A 23560-nucleotide genomic window follows, 5' to 3' on the forward strand; every position below is an offset into this window, starting at 1 on the left:
CCCGCGACGGAGCACCGGTTCGGGGGCGGGGCACACGGTTCGGCCAGACGCGCTCACGGCCGGTCGTTCCGATCGACGGCGGGGCCGCGCCCGGATTCGAGACGGTGCGCGAGCCAGTCGTTCCGCTGCACGATGAGGCGCTCCATGTAGCGCACGAGCAGGAGGCGTTCCGCGATCCGCCCCAGCGGACCGAACGGCGCCTCGAACTCGATGCGGTCGATCATCCGCGTCCCGGCCCCGTCCTCGACGAATTCGTGCTCGTGCCACCATCGTCTGAACGGACCGGAGAGCTGCTCGTCGACGAATCTCCGGGGAGGATCGTACGCGGTGATCGCAGAGGTCATGCGGAACCGGATCCCGAAGTGCCGCGCCCGCCAGGTCACGCTCTCCCCCGGCCCGATCTCGCCGGTGGTGACGCCCGCCACCGCGCGCTCGCCCGACCGGGCCATCGATCCCGTGTGCGCGTCGATCGACAGGCTCAGCGCGAAGCACTCCCGAGCCGGCGCATCGATGCGCGTCTCGAGCATGAAACCGGCCACGGGGAGCAGCCTACGCCCACCCGGTCCGAAAGCTGCTCGGGAACCCGCACGGCGCCGACGCGAGGGCGGTCAGACGTTGAACCGCCACTCGCACACGTCGCCGTCCTGCATCACGTAGTCCTTGCCCTCCATGCGGGCCTTGCCCTTGGCGCGGGCCTCGGCGACGGACCCCGCCTCGACGAGGTCGTCGAAGGAGATGATCTCGCCCTTGATGAAGCCCTTCTCGAAGTCGGTGTGGATCGCGCCGGCCGCCTGCGGTGCCGTCGCGCCCTGCTTGATCGTCCAGGCGCGCGCCTCCTTCGGCCCGGCCGTGAGATAGGTCTGCAGCCCGAGCGTGGCGAAGCCGATGCGGGCGAGCTGGTCGAGGCCGCTCTCCTCCTGGCCGATCGAGGCGAGGAGCTCCGCCGCGTCCTCGGCGTCGAGCTCGATGAGCTCGCTCTCGATCTTCGCGTCGAGGAAGATGGCCTGCGCGGGCGCGACGAGGGCCGCGAGCTCATCGAGCCTCGCCCGATCCTGCAGCACCCCTTCGTCGACGTTGAAGACGTAGAGGAACGGCTTCGCCGTGAGCAGGCCGAGCTCCGTGATCGGCTCGAGGTCGATACCCGCGTGCGCGAGGATCTTGCCGTCGTTCAGCGCGGCCTGCGCGGCCTTCGCGGTCTCGACGACCGAGGGGTCGATCTTCTTGTTCTTCAGCTCCTTCTCGTACCGCACGAGCGCCTTGTCGATGGTCTGCAGGTCGGCGATGATGAGCTCGGTGTTGATCGTCTCCATGTCGCTCGCCGGGTTCACCGCCCCGTCGACGTGCACCACGTCGGGATCGGAGAATCCGCGGACGACCTGTGCGATCGCGTCGGCCTCCCGGATGTTCGCGAGGAACTGGTTGCCGAGCCCCTCGCCCTCGCTGGCGCCGCGGACGATGCCGGCGATGTCGACGAAGCTCACGGGGGCGGGCAGGATCCGCTCGCTGCCGAAGATCTCCGCGAGCGTGTCGAGCCGCGGATCCGGCAGATTCACCACGCCGACGTTCGGCTCGATCGTCGCGAACGGGTAGTTCGCCGCGAGCGCGTCGTTCTGGGTGAGCGCGTTGAAGAGGGTCGACTTGCCCACGTTGGGGAGTCCTACGATGCCGATTGTCAGAGCCACGAGGCACCAGTCTACGCGGCCCCGGCGGGACGCACGACCGGGCCGGTGCCCGATCGGGGGCGCCGCGCTCAGCCGGGAACGTGCTCCCCCGCCGCGACCGCCGCCGCTCGCGCGGCGGCCTCCACCTCGGCCACGTGGCCCCGCCACCAGGCCGCGTCGCCCGGGGGCAGGTTCATCGCATCGGCGCGCATGCCCGCGGCGCCGTCGAGCGTCTCGCGCAGGATATCCGCGTGGCCGGCGTGCCGATGGGTCTCTGCGATCATGTGCACGAGGAGGCGCCGCACCGTCACGACCTCCCCGCCCCACCACGGCACCGCCCCGGTCGCGTCGGGCCCGAGCTCCCGCACCACGGCGTCGTCGCTCCGCCAGACCCGGCGGTAGAGCTCCACGACGTCCTCGCGCCGTTCCTCCGCCGTCGCCCACATGTCGGCGTTGTCGGCGGCGACCTCCGCCATCCAGGGCAGCGCGATGCCGCCGTCGCGGCCGAGGCACTCGGTGAGATACCCGTACTCGGTGCCGGAGACGTGCTTGACGATCCCGAGGAGGTTCGTGCCCGTCGGCGTCAGCGGCCGGCGCGCGTCGTACTCGCCGATCCCCTCCAGCTTCCAGAGCAGCGCCTCGCGGGCGCGCTGCAGGTAGCCGAGGTGCAGCTCGATCTCCGGGTCCGCTTCGTGGGCCATGCCGTCAGGCTAGCAAGCGCTCCGGACATTCCCGCCGAGTCGGCGCGGCCTCGCTACGCTGGCCCCATGACGAGGAGGATCGCACGCGTACTGCGCAGCATCGTCGCGCTCGCGCTGCTCGCGCCGCTGCTCGCGGGATGCGGCGGCGACGGAGCGCGCGGCGACTTCGCGCGGACCTTCGGGGGCGACCCCGAGATCGCAGGGTTCGAGCTCTCGACGGCCGACAACATGCCGTTCACGGGCGGGGTGAGCGCCGATGTCGACGCGCGCGCGGGAGCCTCCGAGACCGAGCTGCACGGTCTCGTCGAGCGGCTCAGCGGCTTCGTGCGCGAGCACGAGGACGTCGGCGCGGTGATCACGGTCCGCGCCGACGCGATCACGGTGCCCGTCTTCGCGGAGACCGAGTCGAGCTCCGCGGCCCTCGCCGCGGCACTCGCACTCGCGGCGGACGACCGGGTCGCGACGGTCGGTCTCGCGGCCGCGGACGGCGAGGATCGGATCACCAGCGCGGGGCTGCGGCTCGCCGAGGCGGCCGGCGTCGACGCGGCCTTCGCACTCGCCCTCGATGCTCCGGAGCTCCTCGCCGAGGCCGCCGAGGACGCGGTGCCGTGGCTGAGCGTGCGGGACGCGGAGACGGCCGTCAGGATCCAGGGGCGCCCGGGCCCCTGGCTGGAGACCGCCCGCAGCACCTGGACGACGGTGGCCGGCGCGCTCGAGACGACAGCGATCTCCGCGGAACCCGAGCGGATCGATCTCACGCTCGCCGATGAATCCGATGTCGCGGCGGCGACCGCGCTCGTGGACGCGATGCCGTCGCAGACCGCGATCCCCGTCGTGTTCTCGAGCCCGCTCGTCGCGCTCGGCCTGAACGCGACGGGAACCTCGCTGCGGACGCTCTTCGCGGGGTTGGATCCGGCCGACCGGGCTCTCGTGCGGACGAGCTGGACCGACGACGCCGAGGCCTCGATGCGACTCGCCTCGATCGACGACGCGGGTACGCTCGCCCGCGCGCTCGCGACGGTTCCGGCCGCCTCCGCGTTCGAGCTGCTCACCCTCACCGTCGGCGCGGCCGATGATCCCACGCTCCGCGTGACCTCCGCCCCGGCGGAGCTCGCCGCCGCCGTCACCGCCGCCCGCGCCGTCCTCGCTGACCCCGAGACGGCCTCGCTCGTCGTCTCGCCCGTCGGCGTCACGTTGACGACCGCGCATGACGCGAGCGACGCCGAGCTCGAGGGCCGCCTCGACGCGCTCGAGGCGCTGGCCGCGCCCGGCGCCAGGGCCTGCGCGGAACGGCCCGACGGCCGCAGCGTCTGCGCCTCGCCGACGCGCTGAGCGGGGGCGGAGCCGCCGGCCCTGTCAGCGGCGTGTGCCAGGATCGTTGCGTGCCCGTCGACTTCACCGCGATCGATTTCGAGACCGCCAACAGCCACCCCTCCTCCGCCTGCTCGGTGGGTCTCGCCCGCGTGCGCGACGGGGCCGTGGTCGATCGCGCGGAGTGGCTCATCCGCCCGCCCGCCGGGCACGCGCAGTTCCTGCCCTTCAACATCAAGATCCACGGGATCACCCCCGGCATGGTGGCGAGCGCGCCCGAGTGGGGCGAGCAGCTCGCGCGCCTGCGCGAGTTCATCGGCGACGACGTGGCGGTCGCCCACAACGCGAGCTTCGACATGGGCGTGATCCGGGCGGCCTGCGCCGAGACGGTCACCCCGACCCCGCGCCTGCGCTACCTCTGCAGCGTGCAGGTCTCTCGGAAGACCTACGACATCCCCTCGCACCGCCTCCCCCTCGCGGCCGCGGCCGCGGGATTCGGCGACTTCGCGCACCACGAGGCGCTCGCCGACGCGGAGGCCTGCGCCGCCATCATCGTGGACGCCGCCAGACGCCACGGCGCGGCCGACGTTCCGGCGCTCGCGAAGACCGTCGGACTGCGGGTGCAGCGGCTCACGGCGATTCCGCTGAAGCTCTGAACCTCCGGGGCGCGGGTTCGCGCGCCCCGCGGCCCGGATCGGTCTTCGTGTCGGAGGTCCGTGAGAACGTGGAGGCGTCACCCCGTCCGACACCCGAAAGCCTCGGTGGACTATGAACGCCCTCATCGTCATCCTGCTCGTCGCGAACCTGCTCCTCCTCGTCGCGGTGCTCCTCGTCCTGCTCCTGCGCCGGCCGCCGGCCACGGACGCGCGCTCCGGCGACGCCGAGCTGCGGGGACTTTCCGGGGAGATCCGGCAGGATCTCTCGGCGCAGCGCACGGAGCTCGGCCAGTCGCTCGCCGGCATGGCCGAGCGCGTCCACGCCGGGGCGCAGGCGACGCTCCGCTCGCAGCACGAGCTGCGCGGCACCGTCGACGCCCGCTTCGCCGAGCTCGCCCAGGCGAATCTCATGAAGCAGACCGAGTTGCAGCAGGTGCTGCGGCAGGAGCTCGAAACCCTCAGGCGGGGCAATGAGGCGAAGCTGGAGCAGATGCGCGAGACCGTCGACGAGAAGCTCCAGGGCACGCTCGAACGACGGCTCGGCGAGTCGTTCCGCCTCGTGAGCGACCGACTCGAGCAGGTGCAGAAGGGGCTCGGCGAGATGCAGACGCTGGCCTCCGACGTCGGCGGGCTCAAGCGCGTGCTCACGAACGTCAAGAACCGCGGCAGCTGGGGCGAGGTGCAGCTCGCCAGGCAGTTGGAGGACATGCTCTCGCCGGAGCAGTACGCCGAGAACGTGGCGGTGCGCCCCGGCTCCGCGGAGCGCGTGGAGTTCGCGGTCAGGCTCCCGGGGCGCGGCGAAGGCGATGCGCCGGTCTGGCTGCCGATCGATTCGAAGTTTCCGCAGGAGGATTACGAACGTCTGCTCGAGGCCCAGGAGGGCGGCGAGCGCGACGAGATCGAGGCGGTGGCGAAGGCGGTCGAGCGGGTCATCGTCGCGCAGGCGAAGCTCATCCGCGACAAGTACATCGAGCCGCCGCACTCCACCGACTTCGCGATCATGTACCTGCCGACCGAGGGGCTGTTCGCCGAGGTCATCAGACGGCCGGGGCTCACGAGCCGCCTGCAGCGCGAGTTCCACGTCACGGTGGCCGGCCCCACGGTGCTGATGTCCCTGCTCAACAGCCTGCAGCTCGGGTTCCGCACTCTCGCGATCGAGCGGCGCAGCTCCGAGGTGTGGCAGGTGCTCAGCGCGGCGAAGCAGGAGTTCCAGAAGTACGGGCAGGTCTGGGAGAAGATCGGCAAGCAGCTCACGACCGTGCAGAACACCGTGTCGGAGGCGGGTCGTCGCACCCGGGCCGTCGAGCGCCGCCTCCGATCGGTCGAATCGCTCGAGGGCGGCGAGCCGACCGGTCCCGGGGACGGCCGGGGCGAGGGCGCCATCGATCAGGACGTCGATCCCGCCGCCGACACGGAGTGCGCTGACCCCGCAGGTGACGGCAGGAGCCCGGTGGCGGGGGGCGGCCGCGGGACCGGCCGGGACGTCTTCGACGCGCTGCTCCCGCAGGCTGCACGCGAACCGGATCCCCGGGCGGTCGCGCGGGCGCGCGCGGCCGAATCCGCGTCCGGGCTGGGGGCGCTCTGGGAGGAGTGAGCCCCGGCCGAACTCGGCGGCGCACGCGGCCCGCGTGCGCTAGCGTGACACCATGACCGATGCGCCCATGACCGTGCTCGCCGATCCCGCCGTCATCGCCGAGGAGTTCGCCGAGGCCCTGCCGGGGACCTTCACGCACGCCGATGCGATCGCCGTCGGCGAGGAGATCGTGCGGCTCGCGCGCTCACGCGACCTCGCCGTCGCGGTCTCCGTGATGCTCGGAGACCACGAGGTCTTCCGACTCGCCCTCCCCGGCACGAGCACCGGCAACGACGCGTGGATCCGCCGCAAGCGCAACGTCGCCGAACTCACCGGGGAGCCCAGCTTCCTCGTCGGCCAGCGGCTCGCCGCCCGGGGCCTCGGCCCGGTCACCCCCGAGATGCCCGAGGCCGACTACGCTCCGCACGGCGGCGCCGTGCCCATCCTGGTGGACGGCGCACTCCTCGGTTCGGTCACCGTGAGCGGGCTTCCTCCGCAGGACGACCACGCCCTCGTCCTCGAGGCGCTCCGCGGCGCGCTGCCGCGCTGAGCGCGCCTCGCCGTCTCGGGCGAGGGACCCGGGTGCCTCGCCCTCCGCGGCGCACCCGCCGTCGATCAGACGACGGCGGATGCGGACGAAACCGTCACGCCCAGCGCTTCGGGTCCATATCGCTCGTGACGTGGCGGATCGTGCCCGAGTGCGCGCGCATCACGATGCTCTCGGCGCGCACGAAGGGGCCGCGGCGCTGCACGCCCTCGACGAAGTCGGCCGAGGTGATGCCCGTCGCCACGAAGTAGCAGTTGTCGCTGGAGACGAGATCGTCCGCCTCGAGCACGCGGTCGAGATCGTGGCCGGCGTCGATCGCCCGCTGCCGCTCGTCGTCGTCCTTCGGCCAGAGCCTGCCCTGGATCACGCCGCCGAGCGCCTTCACGGCGCAGGCGGTGATGATGCCCTCGGGCGTGCCCCCGATGCCGACGCAGAGGTCGATGCGCGAATCCCAGCGGGCCGCGTTGACGCCGCCCGCGACGTCGCCGTCCATGAGGAGGCGCGTACCGGCGCCCGCCTCGCGGATCTCGGCGATCAGCTGCTCGTGGCGGGGCCGGTCCAGCACCGCAACGCGGATGTCGGAGACGTCGACGCCCTTCGCCTTTGCGAGGTCGCGGATGTTCGCGCCGATCGGCTTGCGGATGTCGACCACGCCGACGCCCGCGGGGCCGGATACGAGCTTGTCCATGTAGAAGACGGCCGAGGGGTCGTACATGCTCCCCCGGTCGGCGACCGCGATCACCGACAGCGCGCCCGGGCGCCCCTCGGCGGTGAGCCGGGTCCCGTCGATCGGGTCGACCGCGACGTCGCACTCCGCGCCCTGCCCGTTGCCCACCTGCTCGCCGTTGTACAGCCACGGGGCATCGTCCTTCTCGCCCTCGCCGATCACGACGGTGCCGTTCATGTTCACGGTCGCGAGGAAGCGGCGCATCGCGTCGACCGCGGCACCGTCCGCAGCGTTCTTGTCGCCGCGGCCGATCCAGGGCGTGGCGCGCATCGCGGCGGCCTCCGTCGCGCGGACCAGCTCCATCGCGAGGTTCCGATCCGGCTGCCAGTCTCCGAGCGAGTGAGGTTCAGTCATGGGCCCCACTCTACCGCGTAGACTGAAGGGCCAGACCGCGGCCCACCGCCGAACCGCCCCGATGGAGAAGGAGCTCGCATGCCCGTCGCTACCCCGGAACAGTACGCAGCCATGATCGACGCCGCGAAGACGAACGCCTTCGCGTTCCCCGCGGTGAACGTCTCCAGCTCGCAGACCCTCAACGCGGCCATCCAGGGCTTCGCGGAGGCCGGATCGGACGGCATCATCCAGGTGAGCTTCGGCGGCGCCGACTACTTCGCCGGTCACACCGTGCAGAATCGGGCGGGCGGTGCGATCGCGTTCGCGAAGTACGCCGAGGAGGTCGCGAAGGCCTACGACATCACCGTGGCCCTCCACACCGATCACTGCCCGAAGCAGCACCTCGAGAACTTCGTGCTGCCGCTCGTGGCGGCGAGCGAGGAGCGGGTCGAGGCGGGCGGGCTCCCCTACTTCCAGTCGCACATGTGGGACGGTTCGGCGGTGCCGCTCCCCGAGAACCTGGAGATCGCGCAGCAGCTCCTCCCCCGTCTCGCGGCCATCGGCGTGATCCTCGAGGTCGAGATCGGCGTCGTGGGCGGCGAGGAGGATGGCATCAGCCACGAGATCAACGATCAGCTCTACACGACGCTCGACGATGCCGTCGCCACGGTGGAGGCGCTGGGGCTCGGCGAGCAGGGCCGCTACCTCACCGCCCTGACCTTCGGCAACGTGCACGGCGTCTACAAGCCGGGCGGCGTCCGCCTGCGCCCCGAGCTCCTCGCCGAGATCCAGGAGGGCCTGCAGGCGAAGTACGGCACGGGCGAGAAGCCGCTCGACCTCGTCTTCCACGGCGGCTCGGGCTCCTCCGCGGAGGAGATCGCGGAGTCCGTGCGCAACGGCGTCATCAAGATGAACATCGACACCGACACCCAGTACGCCTTCACCCGCCCCGTCGTCGATTACATGCTCAAGAACTACGACGGCGTGCTGAAGCTCGACGGCGAGGTCGGCAACAAGAAGCAGTACGATCCCCGCGCCTGGGGGAAGGCCGCGGAGAACGGGCTCGCCGCGCGCGTCGCGCTCGCGGCCGAGCAGCTCGGATCCGCTGGGAAGTCGGTGAGCGCGTAGTGTCCGACCCGCAGCTCCCGGCACCGGAGGATCGCCGCACACCGCCCGCCTACGGCGAATACGCCCCTGAGGGCTGGGAATGGAAGCCGGAGGGCGCGCCGCCCGCCGGCGCCGGCGCCGCCCGGACCGCGGCGAGCACGCCCGCGGGCTCCGGGGGATCCCCGGTGCCCGGCGTGCCGCACAACCTCGGTGCGCGCGGCGGGGACGGTGCGGCGGGCGCACCGGCGCCCGCCGCACCCTCGACGCCCGCGGGCGATGCTCCGCGGAGCCCCACCGCCGCGGGATCCGATCCCGAGCCCTACCGCGCCGCGCCGCCGCAGCAGCCCGCGCCCCGCGCGCCCCGGGACCGTGCCCCGGGCACCGAGCCCGGGCCCCGCACCGGGGACCGCGTCGTCACGATCCTGCTCCTCGCGCTCGGCGCCTTCGGCGCGCTCAGCATGGCCCAGTCGATGCTCGGCCTCGCCCCGAGCCTCGCGATGATCCTCGACGCCTTCGATCTGCAGGACGTCGAGACGCCCTCCTGGCTCGGCGTCCTCGGCTCCGTGAGCGCCATCGCGATCTTCGCGCTCTACGCCGTCAGCCTCATCTTCTCGATCCAGCGCATGCGCGCGCGGAAGATCACGTTCTGGGTGCCGTTGACGGCCGGGGCGATCGCCCTCATCGGCATCATCGTCGTGACCTCGGTCGCGATGGCGGCGATCCCCGAGCTGATGACGGCGCTCGCCGATCCGGCATCCACGCAGCAGCTGCTCGACTACATGGCGGAGATGACGCAGTAGCCCGCGGATCCGTCCATCGAGCCGCGCGCGATCCGCGGCTCCCGGGCGGACGGAGCCTCGGGGCCTGCGCGCTCAGCGCCCGCGGCCGCCGAGCGCGCGGGCGTCGCGGTTGCCCGCGGCGTCCTCCCGCAGCTCCTTCGGCAGGGAGAAGACGAGGTCCTCCTCCGCGGTGACCGTCGCCTCCACGTCGGCGTACCCGGCGTCGGCGAGGTCGTCGAGCAGCTCCTGGACGAGCACCTCGGGCACCGATGCGCCGCTCGTGACCCCGATGGTGCGCACGCCGTCGAGCCATTCCTGGCGCACCTCGCTCGCATCGTCGATGCGGTGGGCGGCTCGCGCGCCGTACTCGAGCGCGACCTCTCCGAGCCGCACGGAGTTCGAGGAGTTCGCCGAGCCGACGACGAGCACGAGATCGGCCTGCGGCGCGATCCGTTTGATCGCGACCTGCCGGTTCTGCGTCGCGTAGCAGATGTCGTCGCTCGGCGGATCCTGCAGTTCGGGGAAGCGCTCGCGCAGGCGCCGCACGGTCTCCATGGTCTCGTCGACCGAGAGCGTCGTCTGCGACAGCCAGACGAGATTCGCCGGGTCCTCGACCTCAAGCCCGTCGACGTCGTCCGGCGAGTTCACGATCGTGACGTGCTCGGGGGCCTCCCCGGCGGTGCCCTCCACCTCCTCGTGCCCGGTGTGGCCGATGAGCAGGATGCGGCGGCCCTGGCGCGCGAAGCGCACCGCCTCGCGATGCACCTTGGTGACGAGCGGGCAGGTCGCGTCGATCGCGTGCAGCCCGCGCTCCGCCGCGGCACGCACGACGGCGGGAGACACGCCGTGCGCCGAGAACACGACGTGCGCGCCCTCCGGCACCTCGTCGACCTCCTCCACGAAGACGGCGCCGAGGTTTTCCAGGGTGCGCACGACGTGCACGTTGTGCACGATCTGCTTGCGCACGTAGACGGGGGCGCCGTAGCGTGCGAGCGCGCGCTCCACCGCCACGACGGCGCGATCGACGCCGGCGCAGTAGCCGCGGGGGGCCGCGAGCAGCACCTTCTTCTCCCCGTCGACCGGCAGGTCGCGCAGGCGGCCCTCCTGGCGGCGCAGCCGCGGCATCGCGAGGCTCACGATGGGCGCGCCGAGGGAGCGCTGTTCCCTGATCCGTTCCGCGGTGGCCTCGTTCATGGCGTCGATTCTACCGTCGGCGCCACGGACGGCCGTCCAGGAAGCGCGCCGCGGGTCCGTATGCTGGGGGCATGGCAGCAGCGGCATCGAACGCGCCGGCGACGCGCGAAGCCCCCTGGCCCGTCGGGCTCATGAGCGAGAAGATCGCCGCCTGGGTCGACCGTCTCGGCCAGGTGTGGGTCGAGGGCGAGATCACCCAGTGGCAGCTGCGCGGCGGCCACGTGTACGGCAAGCTCCGTGACCTCTCGCAGGACGCGACGGTCAGCTTCACCGTGTGGCGCTCCGTCGCGCAGCGCCTGACGAGCGAGTTCGCGCAGGGCGACCGGGTGATCGCACTCGTGAAGCCGAACTTCTGGGTGAAGGGCGGCTCCCTGACCGTGCAGGTCTTCGAGCTCTCGCACGTCGGCATCGGCGAGCTGCTCGAACGGCTCGAGCGGCTCCGCCGCCAGCTGCAGTCCGAAGGGCTCTTCGCCCCCGAGCGCAAGCGCCCCCTGCCCTTCCTCCCGAACCTCATCGGGCTCGTGACGGGCCGCGACTCGGACGCCGAGAAGGACGTGATCCGCAACGCGACGCTGCGCTGGCCCGGGGTGCGCTTCGCGCTCCACTACGCGGCCGTGCAGGGCGAGCGCGCGGCCGCGGAGGTCGCGGCGGGCATCGAGGCGCTGGATCGCGATCCCGAGGTCGACATCATCGTGGTCGCCCGCGGCGGCGGCGACTTCCAGAACCTCCTGCCGTTCAGCGACGAGCGGGTGCTCCGCGCCGCGGCCGCGGCGACGACACCGCTCGTGAGCGCGATCGGGCACGAGGCGGATCGCCCCTTGCTCGACGAGGTCGCGGACCTGCGGGCATCGACGCCGACGGATGCCGCGAAGCGGATCGTCCCCGACGTCGGCGAGGAGCTGGCGGGCCTCGATCAGGCCAGAGCGCGCATGAGCGCTCGGCTCGGACAGCTGCTCTCCCACGAGGCCGACCGCATCGCCCAGCTGCGCGGCAGGCCCGTGCTCGCCGCGCCCGAGCGCATCGTCGACGAGCGGGCCGAGGAGCTCGTGCGCTGGATCGCGCGCGGCACCGAGCTCGCGGATCGGGCCGTCGAGGACCGGACACGGGGGCTCGCGGAGGCGCGGGCGCGACTGTCCGCCCTCTCCCCTCGGGCCACGCTCGAACGCGGCTACGCGATCGCGCAGCTCGCCGACGAGGCCGGCGGCGCGGGCCCCGTGCTCCGCGACCCGGTGGATGCCCCCGAGGGCACGGCGATCCGCCTCTCGCTCGCGGGGGGCCGCCTCGCGGTGACCTCCGCGGCTGCCGCGGACGGGTGATCCTCGTCCAGCGGATGGGGTGGAACGGCCCGTGCCATACTGCATGTCATGGCGAAAGCACGCATCCCCGGCGACGACGACGCGGCGCGGCCGCACCCGGAGGCGCCCGAACAGCCGTGGGCGCTCGATGAGATCGACGAACAGCTGATCCTGCTGCTCGAACGCGACGGCCGCATGAGCTACGCGGATCTCGGGGTCGAGGTCGGATTGACCCCGGGCGGCGCCAGAGCGCGGGTGAAGCGGCTGCAGGAGCGGGGCGTGGTGCGCGTCATCGGCGTGACGAGCCCCCGGGCGGTGGGGCTGCAGAGCATCGCGAGCCTGCAGATCGAGGTGAGCGGCGACATCGACGCGGTGGCCGATCGGATCGCGGCGTTCGAGGGCGTGCGCTACGTGGTGCTCGGCTCCGGCCGCTTCAGCATCCTCGTGGAGGCCTATGCGACCTCGCCCTCCGGGCTGTTCTCGCTGATCAACCGGCAGATCCGGGAGATCCCCGGGGTCGCGCACATCGAGACCTTCCTGTACGACTCGGTGCACACCCACCGGCCGATCTTCCCGCTCGGCACGGGCCGGTAGCGTAGCGCCGCCGGAGGGCGGCGCTTGGCACCGAAGCGACGCGCACCGGAGGCCCCGCCCGCCGGCTGTCCGGACGGGCGGGGCCACAGGGAGACGGCGGACGGCGCGTGCGGGCCCCGTCGGAACGCGCGCCCTAGTCGACGAGCATGCCGAGTGCGCGCGCAAGCTCGGCCGAGTGCTCGATCGTCTCGCGCTGCCAGGGGCTCAGCTCGCGGGTGGGCGATTGGCCCACCGAGATGTTGAACGGATCCTCGACACCGGTGCGGATGCCGCTCAGCGATTCCAGCACGGCGAGCCCGCAGAAGGGGACGTGCACGGCGGAGTACCCGCCCTCGTGCGAGAAGACGATCCGGCCCTTGCACACCTCGTCGGCGAGTGCCAGGAGGCGGTCGGCGATCCCGCGGAAACCGTCCGAGGTCACGCTCATACGGCCGAGCGGATCGAACGCGGAGGGGTCGAAGCCGCTCGAGACCATGATGAGCTCCGGCTGGAAGGCGCGGATCGCGGGACCCGCGACCTCCTCGACCACCGACCAGTAGGCGCCGTCGCCGGAGCCCGCGGGGAGCGGCACGTTGATGTTCGTGCCCGCGCCGGCTCCCGCTCCGCGTTCGTCCGCCATGCCGAGGTCGACGGGGAAGAGCCGGTCCTGGTGCACGGAGATGGTGAGCACATCGGGATCCTCCCAGTAGATCTTCTGGGCGCCGTTGCCGTGATGCACGTCGTAGTCGAAGATCGCGACCCGCTCGAGCTTGCCCGCTGCGCGGAGCGCCTCGATCGCCACCGGCACATTGGCGAAGAGGCAGTACCCGCGACCCTGGTCCGGCTCGGCGTGGTGCCCCGGCGGGCGCACGAGCGCGTAGGCGTTGTCGACCGTCCCGTCCATCACCGCTTCCGCAGCGGCCAGCGTGCCGCCGGCGGCCAACCGGGCGAGGTCGTAGCCGCCGCGGCCGAAGGGCGAGAAGCCGTCGCCCGCGTCGCCGCCCGTGACCGACTGCTCACGGATGCGCTCGACATGCCCCGAGGTGTGCACGCGCAGCAGGTCCTCCGTCTCCACCTGCCGCGCGGGAAGGCGCACGAGCCGGTCCAGCAGCCCCGAGACCTCGACGAGTCCGGCGAATCGCGCCTTCGACTCGGGACTCTCGAAGTTGTGGTACGGCTGCACGAAGCCGCCCGAGGGGTAGATCCCTGCGTGAGTCCCCGTGTCGTGCCATGCGTACTGCTCGTGCCAGACGTAGCCGGTCTTGCGCTCCATTGCGGTTTCCTTCCGTGTCGCGGGGATCGCGCCTGCCGTGTCTCGTGACCGTCCCCGGCACGGAACACCATAGTGCTGAGAATTCGCGAATGACAACTAATACGGGAAATCGAATGTCGAAACATTAATGAAATAAAAACTCTGTTGACTATAGAGCGCCCGACATGGTCTTATGGGTGACGCAGAGGGCCAGTGGGGGCCGCTCAGCACCGCTCTCGCCTCAGCGCCGGAGCCACGGACGAAGGAGTCACATCATGAAACGCACCCGACGCATCTCCGCCGGCATCGCCGTCGCAGCCGCCGCGGCACTCGCACTGAGCGCCTGCGGCTCCGACGGCGGATCGGGATCCGGCTCGGACGGCGGCGAGTCCCAGGGCGCCGTCGCCATGAGCTTCGCGGGCCTCGACATCCAGATCTGGAACGACATGCTGCCGTTCATGGAGACGATCGTCACCGACGCCGGATACGAGTTCGTGACCGATGACCCGAAGTGGAACGCGCAGACGCAGGTGCAGGACTGGGAGTCCTGGATCGTGCGCGGCGACATCAAGGCGATCATGGGCTATCCGGTGCAGTCGGACGCGATGGTCGCCGTCACCCAGCAGGCGAACGACGCGGGCATTCCCGTCCTCGGCTACGGCAGCAGCTGGGACGGCGTGCAGGCGGCGGTCGCCCTCGATCACGAGGCCGACGGCAAGCTCGCCGGCGAGCAGGCCGCCGAGTGGATCGAGGAGACCTACGGCGATGAGCAGGTCGACGTCGCCTTCCTCGGCTGGCCCGACACCGATCTCGGGCGGCTGCGCGGCAAGGGCATGCTCGACGCGCTGCAGGCCGCGGATCTGAATCTCAACATCACGGAGCACAAGACGCTCAGCCTCGACGACGGCTACGCGGCCGTGCAGAACCAGCTCAACGCCGTGCCGAACACGAAGGTATGGCTGGCGATCGCCAACGATCCCGCACTCGGCGCCTACCAGGCGCTGACCGACTCCGGGGTGTCGCCGACCGATGAGAGCATGCTGCTGCTCAATCTCGACGCCACCGACGCCGAGCTCGAGATCATCATGGAACCCGGATCCTTCTGGCGCTACGCCTATATCGCGCCCGCCCGCGAACTCGCCGAGGCGAACGCCCGCATGCTGGTCGCCGCCGCCGAGGGCGAGCCCGTCGAGGACACCACGGTGCCGGTCACCGAGGTCACGAGCGAGAACGCCGAGCAGTTCCTCCTCGCCAACCAGTGACCGCCGCGGGGCGCTCCTCAGCGGAGCGCCCCGCGTGCCGTCGACAGCCCCGAGCCGCTCACCGCCGAGAGGATCCCGCATGACCGCACCCGAGCCCCGGCTCCGCTTCGACGGAGTGACCGTCGACTTCGGCGCCACACGCGCGCTCGACGACATCGCCTTCGCCGTCGAACCCGGAGAGATCGTCGGCCTGCTCGGCCACAACGGCGCGGGGAAGAGCACGCTGTTCAACGTCACCACCGGGGTGATCGGCGCGTCCTCCGGCGGTTTCGCCGTCGATGGCCAACGTGTGGAGGGCCGTCTCACCCCCCGGGAGGCGGCGCTGCGCGGCATCACCGTCATCCACCAGGAACCCGCCCTCGCCCCGAACATGACGGTGCTCGAGAACCTGTTCCTCGCCCGAGCGGCGCCGAGCGCGGCCGAGCGTCAGCGCCGCGCGCGCGAGGCGCTGGCCGAGGTCGGCGCGGATCTTCCGCTCGACATGCCGGTGGAAGCGCTGGGGCTCGGCGAGCGCCAGCTGGTCGACATCGCGCGCGGGATGCTCTCGGGCACGATGAAGGTACTGCTGCTCGACGAGCCCACCGCCGCCCTCGGCAAGGCGGAAACGGACGCCCTGCACGCCCTCATCCGGCGCTTCGCCGCGCAGGGGGTCTCGGTGCTCTACGTCTCGCACCGACTGCCCGACATCATGGAGGTCTGCAGCCGCATCGTCGTGCTGCGCGGGGGCGCCCTGGTGGTCGACGGACCGGCGAGCGACTTCACGCCGGCGCTGCTCGCCGAAGCGCTCGTCCCCGACCTGCGCTCGCTCGACTTCACCCGCGTCGAGCCCGGGGCCGAGGTCGTCGCCTATGCGCTGTCCGGCGGCGAGATCACCGCCCGCGCCGGGGAGGTGGTGGGGCTGTTCGGCATGGCCGGGGGCGAGCAGTTCGGCATCGCGGCGCAGCTCGCGGGCGCGGCCGCGGATCCCAGACCGTATCGCCTGTGCGGCTCCGAGGTCCGCTTCGCCTCACCGGGCCGGGCGATCCGCCGCGGCGTCTTCTTCGTGCCGCCGGATCGCGACACGGAGGGCCTCATCGCCTCGGAGACCGCCCTCGACAACGTCATGCTCCCCTGGTACTCGGAAGGTCCCTCGCGCGGCTGGTGGGTGTCCACCCGCTCGGGCGCCGACACCTACGCCCGCGCCCGGGCCGGCCTCGACATCCGCGGGCCCTCGGCCGATGCCGAGGTCTCCCAGTTCTCCGGCGGCAACCGCCAGAAGCATCTGCTCGCCCGCTGGCTCTACCCCGCCGAGCCGACCCTGCTCGTGCTCGCCCAGCCGACCCAGGGCGTCGACGTCGGCGCGAAGCTCGACATCGTCGAGGCGACGCGCGCGGCCGCCGCGAACGGCGCCGCCGTGATCGTCGCGTCCAGCGAGTCGGACGAGATCGCGAGCATGTGCGATCGCGCATACACCGTGCTCGGCGACCGGCTCGTGCCGGTCCCCCGCTCGGAGTCATTCAACGCCCAGCTGCTCTCCTCCCTCCTCGGCCTCGCCGAGCCCGCGCACGCCTGAACGGAACCCACCATGAACACCGAACGCCTCAAGATCTTCGCCGCCAAAAACGGCATCTTCCTCGCACTCATCGTGCTCATCGCGGTCTTCTCGATCCTGCGGCCGAACTTCTTCTCCTTCGCGAACGGGCAGAGCATCCTGCTGCAGGCCGCCGAGCTCGGCCTCATCGCGATTCCGGCGGCATTCCTCATCATGTCGGGAACGATCGACCTCTCCGTCGGCTCCGTGGCCTCGGTGGCGGCGATCACCGGCGGGCTGACCATGAGCGGCACCGGATCCACGCTGCTCGGCTTCGCCGTGGCTCTCGGCACCGGCGTGGCGGCCGGCGCGCTCAACGGCTTCCTCGTCGCCTACCTGCGGCTCAACTCCTTCGTGGTGACGCTGGGCGCGCTGAGCGTGTGGGGCGGCCTCGCCCTGCTGCTCTCCGACGGACGCACGATCCCGCGCGCCGAACTGCCCGAGGCCTTCCGAGCGATCGGCACGCTGAAGCTCGGGCCGGTGCCGATCCAGATCGTCGCACTGCTCGTCGTCATCGCGCTGGGCTGGTACGTGCTCAATCACACGACCTTCGGCAAATCGGTGAAGGCGATCGGCGGCAACGAGCGGGCCGCGCGGCTCATGGGCGTGAACGTGCAGCGCTCCCGCTTCCTGCTCTTCGTGGCGACCGGCGGCTTCGCCGCCCTCGCGGGGCTGTTCCTCTCCGCGAAGGTGCAATCCGCGAACCCCAACATCGGCTCCGGGCTGGAGCTCGAGGTGCTCACCGTCGTGCTGCTCGGCGGCGTCGCCTTCGAGGGCGGCGTCGGCCGGATCAGCGGCGTCGTGGCGGGCCTGCTGTTCTTCCGGGTGCTGCGCGCCGGACTCGTGTTCATGCAGGCGTCGCCGTTCCTGCAGACGATCCTCGTCGGCGCCACCCTCATCGTCGCCGTGGCGCTCGACAGCTCGATCCAGCGCATGATCCGCACGTCGTGGGCGCGGCTCGGGCGCAGGGCCGTCGCCGAGGAGCCCGCCGAGCGGCAGACCGCGGCGACGGGGTAGCACGCGCGGCGGAGCGCGGGGCGCTCCGGGCACGCTCCGTCCCGCGCTCCGCGGACGGGTAGTCCATCCGCCTATCCGAGCTCCTCGACCGCCTCGCCACGCGCGTCCATGCGGTAGCTCACGGAGTGGTAGTCGTCGGAGAAGGAGAAACCGACCTCGACGGGACCGACCGACCGGCCGAAGGTCTCGCTCTCGATGTCGGAGTCCGTGCCGCGCCCGAGGGTGAGCGTGACCTCATCGAGCGCGGTGACGCCGGCCTCCGCCGCCGTCGCCTCGACCGCCGGCCACAGCGCCGCCCAATCGACGTCGCGCGCGTCGAACTGCTCGAGCTCCGTCTCCGGCTGGATCGTGGCGGCCCCGCGGTGCTCGACGAGTCCGCCGCGGTACATCCAGGTATCCGTCTCGATCGCGCCGGGCGAAAGCGGCGCGTCCACGATCACGTACGCGTCCGTGACGACGACGTCGACGAGGTTCCCGTGACCGATCTCGTGCCCGAGCGCGGAGACGGCCGCCTCGAGATCCTCCGGACTGCGCAGATCCGCGTGCAGCCGCCCTTCGGGGATCGCCGCGAGCGTCTGCGCCACGGCTACCCGGTACGGCGCGAGCACGATCCCGACGCCCACGGCGAGGACGAGGGCGTATCCGAGCATGCGCAGCGGCCTGCCGCGGCGCCCGGTGCCCACGAGCGGGGAGCGCCGCGAGCCGTCGGCCCTGAGCCCGCCGGGATCGGATCGCCGCAGCGGCCCGGCCGCGCTCGCGGACGGCACCGCGTCGACGACCCGGAAGGCCTCCGCGCTCGTGGCGGGCTCGTCGACGAGCGCGACGTCGGGCCGACCCGGGACGAGGATCGCGACGGCGCGGACCGTCCCCGGCTGGAAGGCGGGGATCTCCGTCAGCGGCACGATCTGCCTGAGGGCCGCCCGAAAGGCCGGTCCGTCCTGCGGCTGCACCGTCAGCTCGAGCTCGCACACGGGCTGATCGTTGATCCGCGTCCCCGTCTGGCGCAGCGCGTCGATCCGCGCGAGGCCGAGCCTGCCCGCTTCCACGGCCGCGCGCGTCGCCGCGGGATCGGCCCGTGCGAGGCCGCTCGACGCCCGGGCCACGAGGACGAGAACGCCCGACAGCGACGCGACCGTCATGCCCGTGGGGAACGCCCAGGCCGCCGCGCCGGGGTGGCCGATGATCATCATGAGCACGCCGCCGAGCACGACCCCGACGGCCAGGAAGAACAGGAATCTCAACATCGACACCAGGCTAGCGCGCGACGTCGCGCCGGTCCGCGGGATCCGGCCCTGCGCGGCGCCGGCGCGACGCATCCCGGGGTGCCCAGCGGCGGGAGGTAAGCTGGAGGGCATGGCAGACACGGTGAGCCCGGATCCGGCCGCGCTCAGCTACGAACAGGCGCGCGACGAACTGATCCAGGTGGTCGGCAGACTCGAGCAGGGCGGCACGACCCTCGAGGAGTCGCTGCAGCTGTGGGAACGCGGCGAGGCGCTCGCGGCGCGCTGCGAGGAGTGGCTCCTCGGCGCGCGCAAGCGCCTCGAGGCCGCGCGCCGGAATGCCGGCGACGGCGATGCGCCCGCCGGGGGCGACGCGTAGTCCATGGCGAAGAAGCACAAGCCCCCGGTCGTGGTCGCCGAGCTCGGCCGCCCCGAGACCCCGGCGGAGACCGCCGCGCGCAAGGCCACCGACAGCCGCCTCTACCGCGAGCGGAAGACCGTCAACAATCTCGTCTTCTCGCTGCTCGTGAGTCTCGCCCTCGTCGTCGTGATGGTGCTCATCGTGCCCCGCGGGGACGACGCCTTCTCCGAGCACGCGGTCGACGTGCCGAGCCTCGCGTCGGAGGCGTCGCCGAGCGCCGGCCGCGAGCTCGCGGCCCCCGAAGTGCCCGCGGCGTGGAAGGCGAAGCAGGCGACCCTGCGCGGCAGCGGCGACGGCGTCACCGCGTGGCAGATCAACTACACGACCGTCGACGAGACCACCGGAGCCGAGGCCTACGCGGCCGTCGTGCAGGCGTTCACCGCCGACGGCTCCCCCGTCGACGAGACGTGGATCGCGACGGAGCTTGAGCAGCAGGCCGCGACGGGCACCGAGGAGATCGGCGGGATCTCCTGGACGGTCTACGACCACCCGGATCGCGATCCCGACTCGAGCAACATGCGATTCGGCCTCGTCGGCGACTGGCAGGGGGACGCGATCCTCGTCTACGGCACCGACAGCGCGGCGACCCTGCGCGTCCTCGCCGCAGACGTCGCCGCGTCGCTGCAGGCCGCGCCCGCGGCCGGAACCGACCCCACAACGGAGGAGGAAGAATGACCGCACCGCGCGTCACCCCGCAGGAGGCCTGGAACGCGTTCGCCGCCGGCAACGAACGCTTCGTCACCGGTGCCTCCGCGCACCCGAACCAGGATGTGGAGCGCCGCTCCGAGCTCGTGAACTCGCAGACCCCCGACGTGGCGCTGTTCGGCTGCTCCGACTCCCGCCTCGCGGCGGAGATCATCTTCGACTGCGGCCTCGGCGACCTCTTCATCGCCCGCAACATGGGGCACGTCGTCGCGGAATCGATCACGGCCTCGATGGAGTACGCGGTCACGCAGCTCGGCACCTCCCTCATCGTCGTGCTCGCGCACGACTCCTGCGGCGCCGTCGCGGCGGCGATCGACCAGTCGAGCCGCACGCCGTCGGAGACGACGGACTCCGTGCGCCACACTCTCGCGCCGATCCAGCCCTCGGTGCAGCAGCGCTGGCTGCGCGACAACACCGACACCCCCTACGCCGATCCGAGCCGCATCGACGCGAACGCCGTGGGCCGCATCCATCTCGCCTCGACCGTGAGCGAACTGCTGCGCACCTCCCGCGTCATCAGCGACGCCGTCGACGCCGGCACCCTCGCCGTCGTCGGCTGCCAGTACCGGCTCACCGAGGGGCGCGCCGTGCCCTACACGGTCGTCGGCCCCGTCGAGCTCGAGCTCGCGCCGCTCGACTGATCGACGCGGGCGCGCTCCGGAGCGCGACCCGCTCCACCGCAGTCCCCGCACATCCCGTCGTCCCGCGGCAGCGCAGCGTTCCGCGGGGTTCCACCCCTGACACCGAAGGAAGACCGTGACCACTCAGCACAGCGCAGACAGCACCGTCGAGTACCGCATCGAGCACGACACCATGGGCGAGGTCCGGGTGCCCAAGGACGCGCTCTACGCCGCGCAGACGCAGCGCGCCGTCGAGAACTTCCCGATCTCCGGCACGGGTCTCGAGCCGGCGCAGATCGTCGCGCTGGCGCGCATCAAGCGCGCCGCCGCGATCGCGAACAAGGAGCTCGGCATCCTGGAGGCGCCCACCGCCGACGCCATCGTCGCCGCCGCGGACGAGATCATCGCGGGATCCCACCACGAGCAGTTCCCGGTGGACACCTACCAGACCGGCTCCGGCACCTCCTCGAACATGAACATGAACGAGGTGCTCGCGACGCTCGCGACGCGGCATCTCGGCGCCCCGGTGCACCCGAACGATCACGTCAACGCCTCGCAGTCGTCCAACGACGTCTTCCCCACCTCCGTGCACATCGCCGTCACGGGCGCGCTCATCGAGCAGCTGACCCCCGCGCTCGCGCACCTCGCCGAGGCGCTCGAGGCGAAGGCCGAGCAGTGGAAGTCGGCCGTGAAGTCGGGCCGCACGCACCTCATGGACGCGACCCCGGTGACCCTCGGGCAGGAGTTCGGCGGCTTCGCCGCGCAGATCCGCTACGGCATCGAGCGCGTTCAGGCCGCGCTCCCCCGCGTCGCCGAGGTGCCCCAGGGCGGCACCGCCGTCGGCACCGGCATCAACACGCCCCTCGGCTTCCCCGAGAAGGTCATCGCCGAGATCGCGGCCTCGAGCGGGCTGCCCATCACCGAGGCGCGCAACCACTTCGAGGCGCAGGCGAACCGCGACGGCCTGGTCGAGGCCTCCGGCGCGCTGCGCACCATCGCCGTCTCGCTCACGAAGATCAACAACGACATTCGCTGGATGGGCTCGGGGCCGAACACCGGGCTCGCGGAGCTCCACATCCCCGACCTGCAGCCGGGCTCGTCCATCATGCCGGGCAAGGTCAACCCCGTCGTGCCCGAGGCCGTGCTGATGGTCTGCGCGCGGGTCATCGGCAACGATGCGACGATCGCGTGGTCCGGCGCCTCCGGGGCCTTCGAGCTCAACGTGCAGATCCCCGTCATGGGCACGGCGCTGCTCGAGTCGATCCGCCTGCTCGCGAATGCCTCCCTCGTGCTCGCCGACAAGACCATCGCCGGGCTCGAGGCGAACCTCGACCGGGCGGCGGCGCTGGCCGGCATGAGCCCCTCGACCGTCACCCCGCTCAACCGCCTCATCGGCTACGAGGCGGCGGCGAAGATCGCGAAGCACTCCGTCGCGAAGGGCATCACCGTGCGCGAGGCCGTCGTCGATCTCGGCTACGTGGAGCGCGGCGAGGTCAGCGAGGCCGAACTCGATCAGGCCCTCGATCTGCTCTCGATGACCCACCCGGGCGTCGCGAAGTAGACGCGCGGCACGTCGCGCTGTGCGGCAGTCGGGGCCCGGGATCGCAGGATCCCGGGCCCCGACGCTTGTCGGGCCCGAGCACTCGGCCCGCCGGTGCACGCCGTCCACAGGCGCCAGGAGCGAACGAGCGGCACCCGAACGATCCACAGATCGTCTGGGACCGCGTCGCGGCTGCCGCACGGCGACCAGACTCGAGGCATGGCGCGGCTCGAACGGCGGATCAGGGACATCGGCGGTGCCCTGCGCCGCGCCGCGGATCTCGAGCGCGACGGCGTCTCGGCGCGGGAGCGCGCCGCGCTCGTCCGCGATGGCGCGCTCGTCCGCGTCCGGCGCGGGTGGTTCGCACGAGCGGAGGACTGGCGGGCCTGGTTCCCGGAGGATCGGCACGTCGCCGCCGTGCTCGCCGCGCATCGGGACGCGGCGACGCCGCCGCTGTTCTCCCATCATTCCGCGGCCGCGCTGCTCGGGCTTCCGCTCTGGCGCCTCCGCGCTGAGCCCGTGCACGTGATCTCGACGCGCAGCGCGGCGAGCGGGAGCGGGATCCGCCGCCACGACCTGCGGGTCCCGCGGCGCGACCTCGGCGGGGTGGCGGGCGTCCGCTGCACCGGTTTCGAGCGGACCCTGCTGGATCTGGCGCGCGTCGCCGACGAGGCAGCGCTCGTGGGCATCGCCGACGCCGTGCTGCGACGCGCCGTCGGAGCGGGGCGCGGCATCGGGGCGGGGCGCGGCATCGGGGCGGGGCGCGGCATCGGGGCGGGGCGCGGCATCGACCCCGACCGTGTCGAGGCGTGGCGACGCGGTATGCGCGAGCGCTGCGACGATGCCGGAGGCATGCGCGGCGCACGGCTGCTCCGGCGGGTGATCGCGTTCGCGGATCCCCGTGCCGACTCGGTGCTCGAGGGGGTCAGCCGCCTGCACTTCGCGCGCCTCGGCATCGCGGTGGACCTCCAGCGGCGCGTGCCCCGAGAGGACGGCGGGCACTACGACGTGGACTTCGAACTCCTCGGTCTGGGCGTGCTCGGCGAGGCAGACGGCGAGGCGAAGTTCACGGACCCCGGGATGCTCGGCGGCCGGACGCCTCAGGAGGCCGTGCTGCGCGAGCGCCGGCGTGACCACTGGATCACCGGGAGCACGGGCCGACGGATGATCCACTGGGGGTATCGCGACGCGCAGAGCACCGAGCGCTTCGCCGCCATGCTGCGCGCGTACCGGATCCCCCTCCCCGACCGGTAGACGGGGTGCGGCTCCGACGGACGGGACCGGCCTGCTGGCAGGACCGGCCTGCGGACGGGACCGGGCGTCGAGCAGAACCGGCCGGCGGGCAGGATCCCGATGTGCACGCGCGGGGCAGGACCGACCGGCGAGCAGGATCCCGATATGCGCGCGCCGGAGCAGGCGCGGCCGGAGAACCGGGTTCCGACACGCGCGGCCGGCGGACGAGACCCCGACACGCGCACCCCGCCTCGACGCCATGC

The 23560-nt window shown here is 72.2% G+C and carries 23 protein-coding genes; 16 read left to right on the forward strand and 7 right to left on the reverse strand.

What is annotated here, in order from left to right:
- Positions 1-53 precede the first annotated feature (53 nt).
- The 3 genes from MUN78_RS11005 to MUN78_RS11015 all read right to left on the reverse strand — a co-directional run bounded on the left by MUN78_RS11005 (position 54) and on the right by MUN78_RS11015 (position 2362).
- Positions 54-539, reverse strand: coding sequence for an SRPBCC family protein (locus MUN78_RS11005; RefSeq protein WP_244689855.1), 486 nt, complete (start codon positions 537-539; stop codon positions 54-56).
- Between the two features lie 69 nt (positions 540-608).
- Positions 609-1682, reverse strand: coding sequence for a redox-regulated ATPase YchF (ychF, locus tag MUN78_RS11010; RefSeq protein WP_244689857.1), 1074 nt, complete (start codon positions 1680-1682; stop codon positions 609-611).
- Between the two features lie 68 nt (positions 1683-1750).
- Positions 1751-2362: a DinB family protein gene (locus tag MUN78_RS11015; protein WP_244726432.1), complete on the reverse strand. Its 612-nt coding sequence runs from the start codon at positions 2360-2362 to the stop codon at positions 1751-1753.
- A gap of 66 nt (positions 2363-2428) precedes the next feature.
- Between MUN78_RS11015 and MUN78_RS11020 the strand changes: the two genes are divergently transcribed.
- The 4 genes from MUN78_RS11020 to MUN78_RS11035 all read left to right on the forward strand — a co-directional run bounded on the left by MUN78_RS11020 (position 2429) and on the right by MUN78_RS11035 (position 6452).
- Positions 2429-3694, forward strand: coding sequence for a hypothetical protein (locus MUN78_RS11020; RefSeq protein WP_244726433.1), 1266 nt, complete (start codon positions 2429-2431; stop codon positions 3692-3694).
- A 50-nt stretch (positions 3695-3744) separates the two neighbouring features.
- Positions 3745-4329, forward strand: coding sequence for a 3'-5' exonuclease (locus MUN78_RS11025; protein ID WP_244689863.1), 585 nt, complete (start codon positions 3745-3747; stop codon positions 4327-4329).
- Between the two features lie 112 nt (positions 4330-4441).
- Positions 4442-5923: a DNA recombination protein RmuC gene (locus MUN78_RS11030; RefSeq protein ID WP_244726435.1), complete on the forward strand. Its 1482-nt coding sequence runs from the start codon at positions 4442-4444 to the stop codon at positions 5921-5923.
- Between the two features lie 52 nt (positions 5924-5975).
- Positions 5976-6452: a heme-degrading domain-containing protein gene (locus MUN78_RS11035; protein WP_244689867.1), complete on the forward strand. Its 477-nt coding sequence runs from the start codon at positions 5976-5978 to the stop codon at positions 6450-6452.
- 94 nt (positions 6453-6546) lie between these two features.
- Here MUN78_RS11035 and glpX read toward each other — a convergent pair whose 3' ends face one another.
- Positions 6547-7530, reverse strand: a complete 984-nt coding sequence (gene glpX, locus MUN78_RS11040) for a class II fructose-bisphosphatase (RefSeq protein ID WP_244689869.1) — start codon at positions 7528-7530, stop codon at positions 6547-6549.
- Between the two features lie 78 nt (positions 7531-7608).
- Here glpX and fbaA point away from each other — a divergent pair, with 78 nt between their 5' ends.
- Both fbaA and MUN78_RS11050 read left to right on the forward strand, forming a co-directional pair.
- Positions 7609-8637, forward strand: a complete 1029-nt coding sequence (fbaA, locus tag MUN78_RS11045) for a class II fructose-bisphosphate aldolase (protein ID WP_244726437.1) — start codon at positions 7609-7611, stop codon at positions 8635-8637.
- The gene (locus tag MUN78_RS11050; protein WP_244726439.1) at positions 8637-9416 is read left to right on the forward strand and encodes a DUF6264 family protein; all 780 of its coding nucleotides are present in this window, start codon (positions 8637-8639) and stop codon (positions 9414-9416) included. Before fbaA ends, MUN78_RS11050 begins: the two co-directional genes overlap by 1 nt.
- Before the next feature lie 72 nt (positions 9417-9488).
- Here the strand turns inward: MUN78_RS11050 and MUN78_RS11055 are convergent, their stop codons facing one another.
- Positions 9489-10520, reverse strand: coding sequence for a 4-hydroxy-3-methylbut-2-enyl diphosphate reductase (locus MUN78_RS11055; RefSeq protein WP_244730070.1), 1032 nt, complete (start codon positions 10518-10520; stop codon positions 9489-9491).
- Between the two features lie 140 nt (positions 10521-10660).
- On the opposite strand from MUN78_RS11055, the gene xseA reads away from it, so the two are divergent.
- Together xseA and MUN78_RS11065 are read left to right on the forward strand one after the other, a co-directional pair.
- Positions 10661-11905, forward strand: coding sequence for an exodeoxyribonuclease VII large subunit (gene xseA / locus MUN78_RS11060; protein WP_244726441.1), 1245 nt, complete (start codon positions 10661-10663; stop codon positions 11903-11905).
- Positions 11906-11953: 48 nt separating this feature from the next.
- A complete protein-coding gene (locus tag MUN78_RS11065; protein WP_244726443.1) occupies positions 11954-12478 on the forward strand; it encodes an Lrp/AsnC family transcriptional regulator in 525 nt (174 codons plus the stop codon).
- A 133-nt stretch (positions 12479-12611) separates the two neighbouring features.
- Here the strand turns inward: MUN78_RS11065 and MUN78_RS11070 are convergent, their stop codons facing one another.
- A complete protein-coding gene (locus MUN78_RS11070) occupies positions 12612-13730 on the reverse strand; it encodes a class II histone deacetylase (protein WP_244726444.1) in 1119 nt (372 codons plus the stop codon).
- Positions 13731-13984: 254 nt separating this feature from the next.
- Here MUN78_RS11070 and MUN78_RS11075 point away from each other — a divergent pair, with 254 nt between their 5' ends.
- From MUN78_RS11075 to MUN78_RS11085, 3 genes are all read left to right on the forward strand, one after another.
- A complete protein-coding gene (locus tag MUN78_RS11075; RefSeq protein WP_244726446.1) occupies positions 13985-14971 on the forward strand; it encodes a sugar ABC transporter substrate-binding protein in 987 nt (328 codons plus the stop codon).
- 79 nt (positions 14972-15050) lie between these two features.
- Positions 15051-16523 (forward strand): ATP-binding cassette domain-containing protein, encoded by a 1473-nt coding sequence (locus MUN78_RS11080; protein ID WP_244726448.1) that lies wholly within the window; start codon positions 15051-15053, stop codon positions 16521-16523.
- 12 nt (positions 16524-16535) lie between these two features.
- Positions 16536-17558: an ABC transporter permease gene (locus MUN78_RS11085; RefSeq protein WP_244689885.1), complete on the forward strand. Its 1023-nt coding sequence runs from the start codon at positions 16536-16538 to the stop codon at positions 17556-17558.
- A 71-nt stretch (positions 17559-17629) separates the two neighbouring features.
- On the opposite strand, the gene MUN78_RS11090 is transcribed toward MUN78_RS11085, so the two are convergent.
- A complete protein-coding gene (locus tag MUN78_RS11090) occupies positions 17630-18802 on the reverse strand; it encodes a hypothetical protein (protein WP_244726450.1) in 1173 nt (390 codons plus the stop codon).
- Between the two features lie 109 nt (positions 18803-18911).
- On the opposite strand from MUN78_RS11090, the gene MUN78_RS11095 reads away from it, so the two are divergent.
- From MUN78_RS11095 to MUN78_RS11115, 5 genes are all read left to right on the forward strand, one after another.
- The gene (locus MUN78_RS11095; RefSeq protein ID WP_244689890.1) at positions 18912-19157 is read left to right on the forward strand and encodes an exodeoxyribonuclease VII small subunit; all 246 of its coding nucleotides are present in this window, start codon (positions 18912-18914) and stop codon (positions 19155-19157) included.
- Between the two features lie 3 nt (positions 19158-19160).
- Entirely contained in the window at positions 19161-19874 is a 714-nt protein-coding gene (locus tag MUN78_RS11100; RefSeq protein WP_244689892.1) for a DUF4245 family protein, read from the forward strand.
- On the forward strand, positions 19871-20545 hold the full coding sequence (locus MUN78_RS11105; protein WP_244689894.1) for a carbonic anhydrase: 675 nt from the start codon (positions 19871-19873) through the stop codon (positions 20543-20545). Before MUN78_RS11100 ends, MUN78_RS11105 begins: the two co-directional genes overlap by 4 nt.
- 115 nt (positions 20546-20660) lie before the next feature.
- A complete protein-coding gene (locus MUN78_RS11110; RefSeq protein WP_255821007.1) occupies positions 20661-22085 on the forward strand; it encodes a class II fumarate hydratase in 1425 nt (474 codons plus the stop codon).
- Positions 22086-22283: 198 nt separating this feature from the next.
- Positions 22284-23318, forward strand: coding sequence for a hypothetical protein (locus MUN78_RS11115; RefSeq protein ID WP_244726452.1), 1035 nt, complete (start codon positions 22284-22286; stop codon positions 23316-23318).
- Positions 23319-23560 lie beyond the last annotated feature (242 nt).

Source organism: Leucobacter allii (genome assembly GCF_022919155.1).
GTDB lineage: Bacteria > Actinomycetota > Actinomycetes > Actinomycetales > Microbacteriaceae > Leucobacter > Leucobacter allii.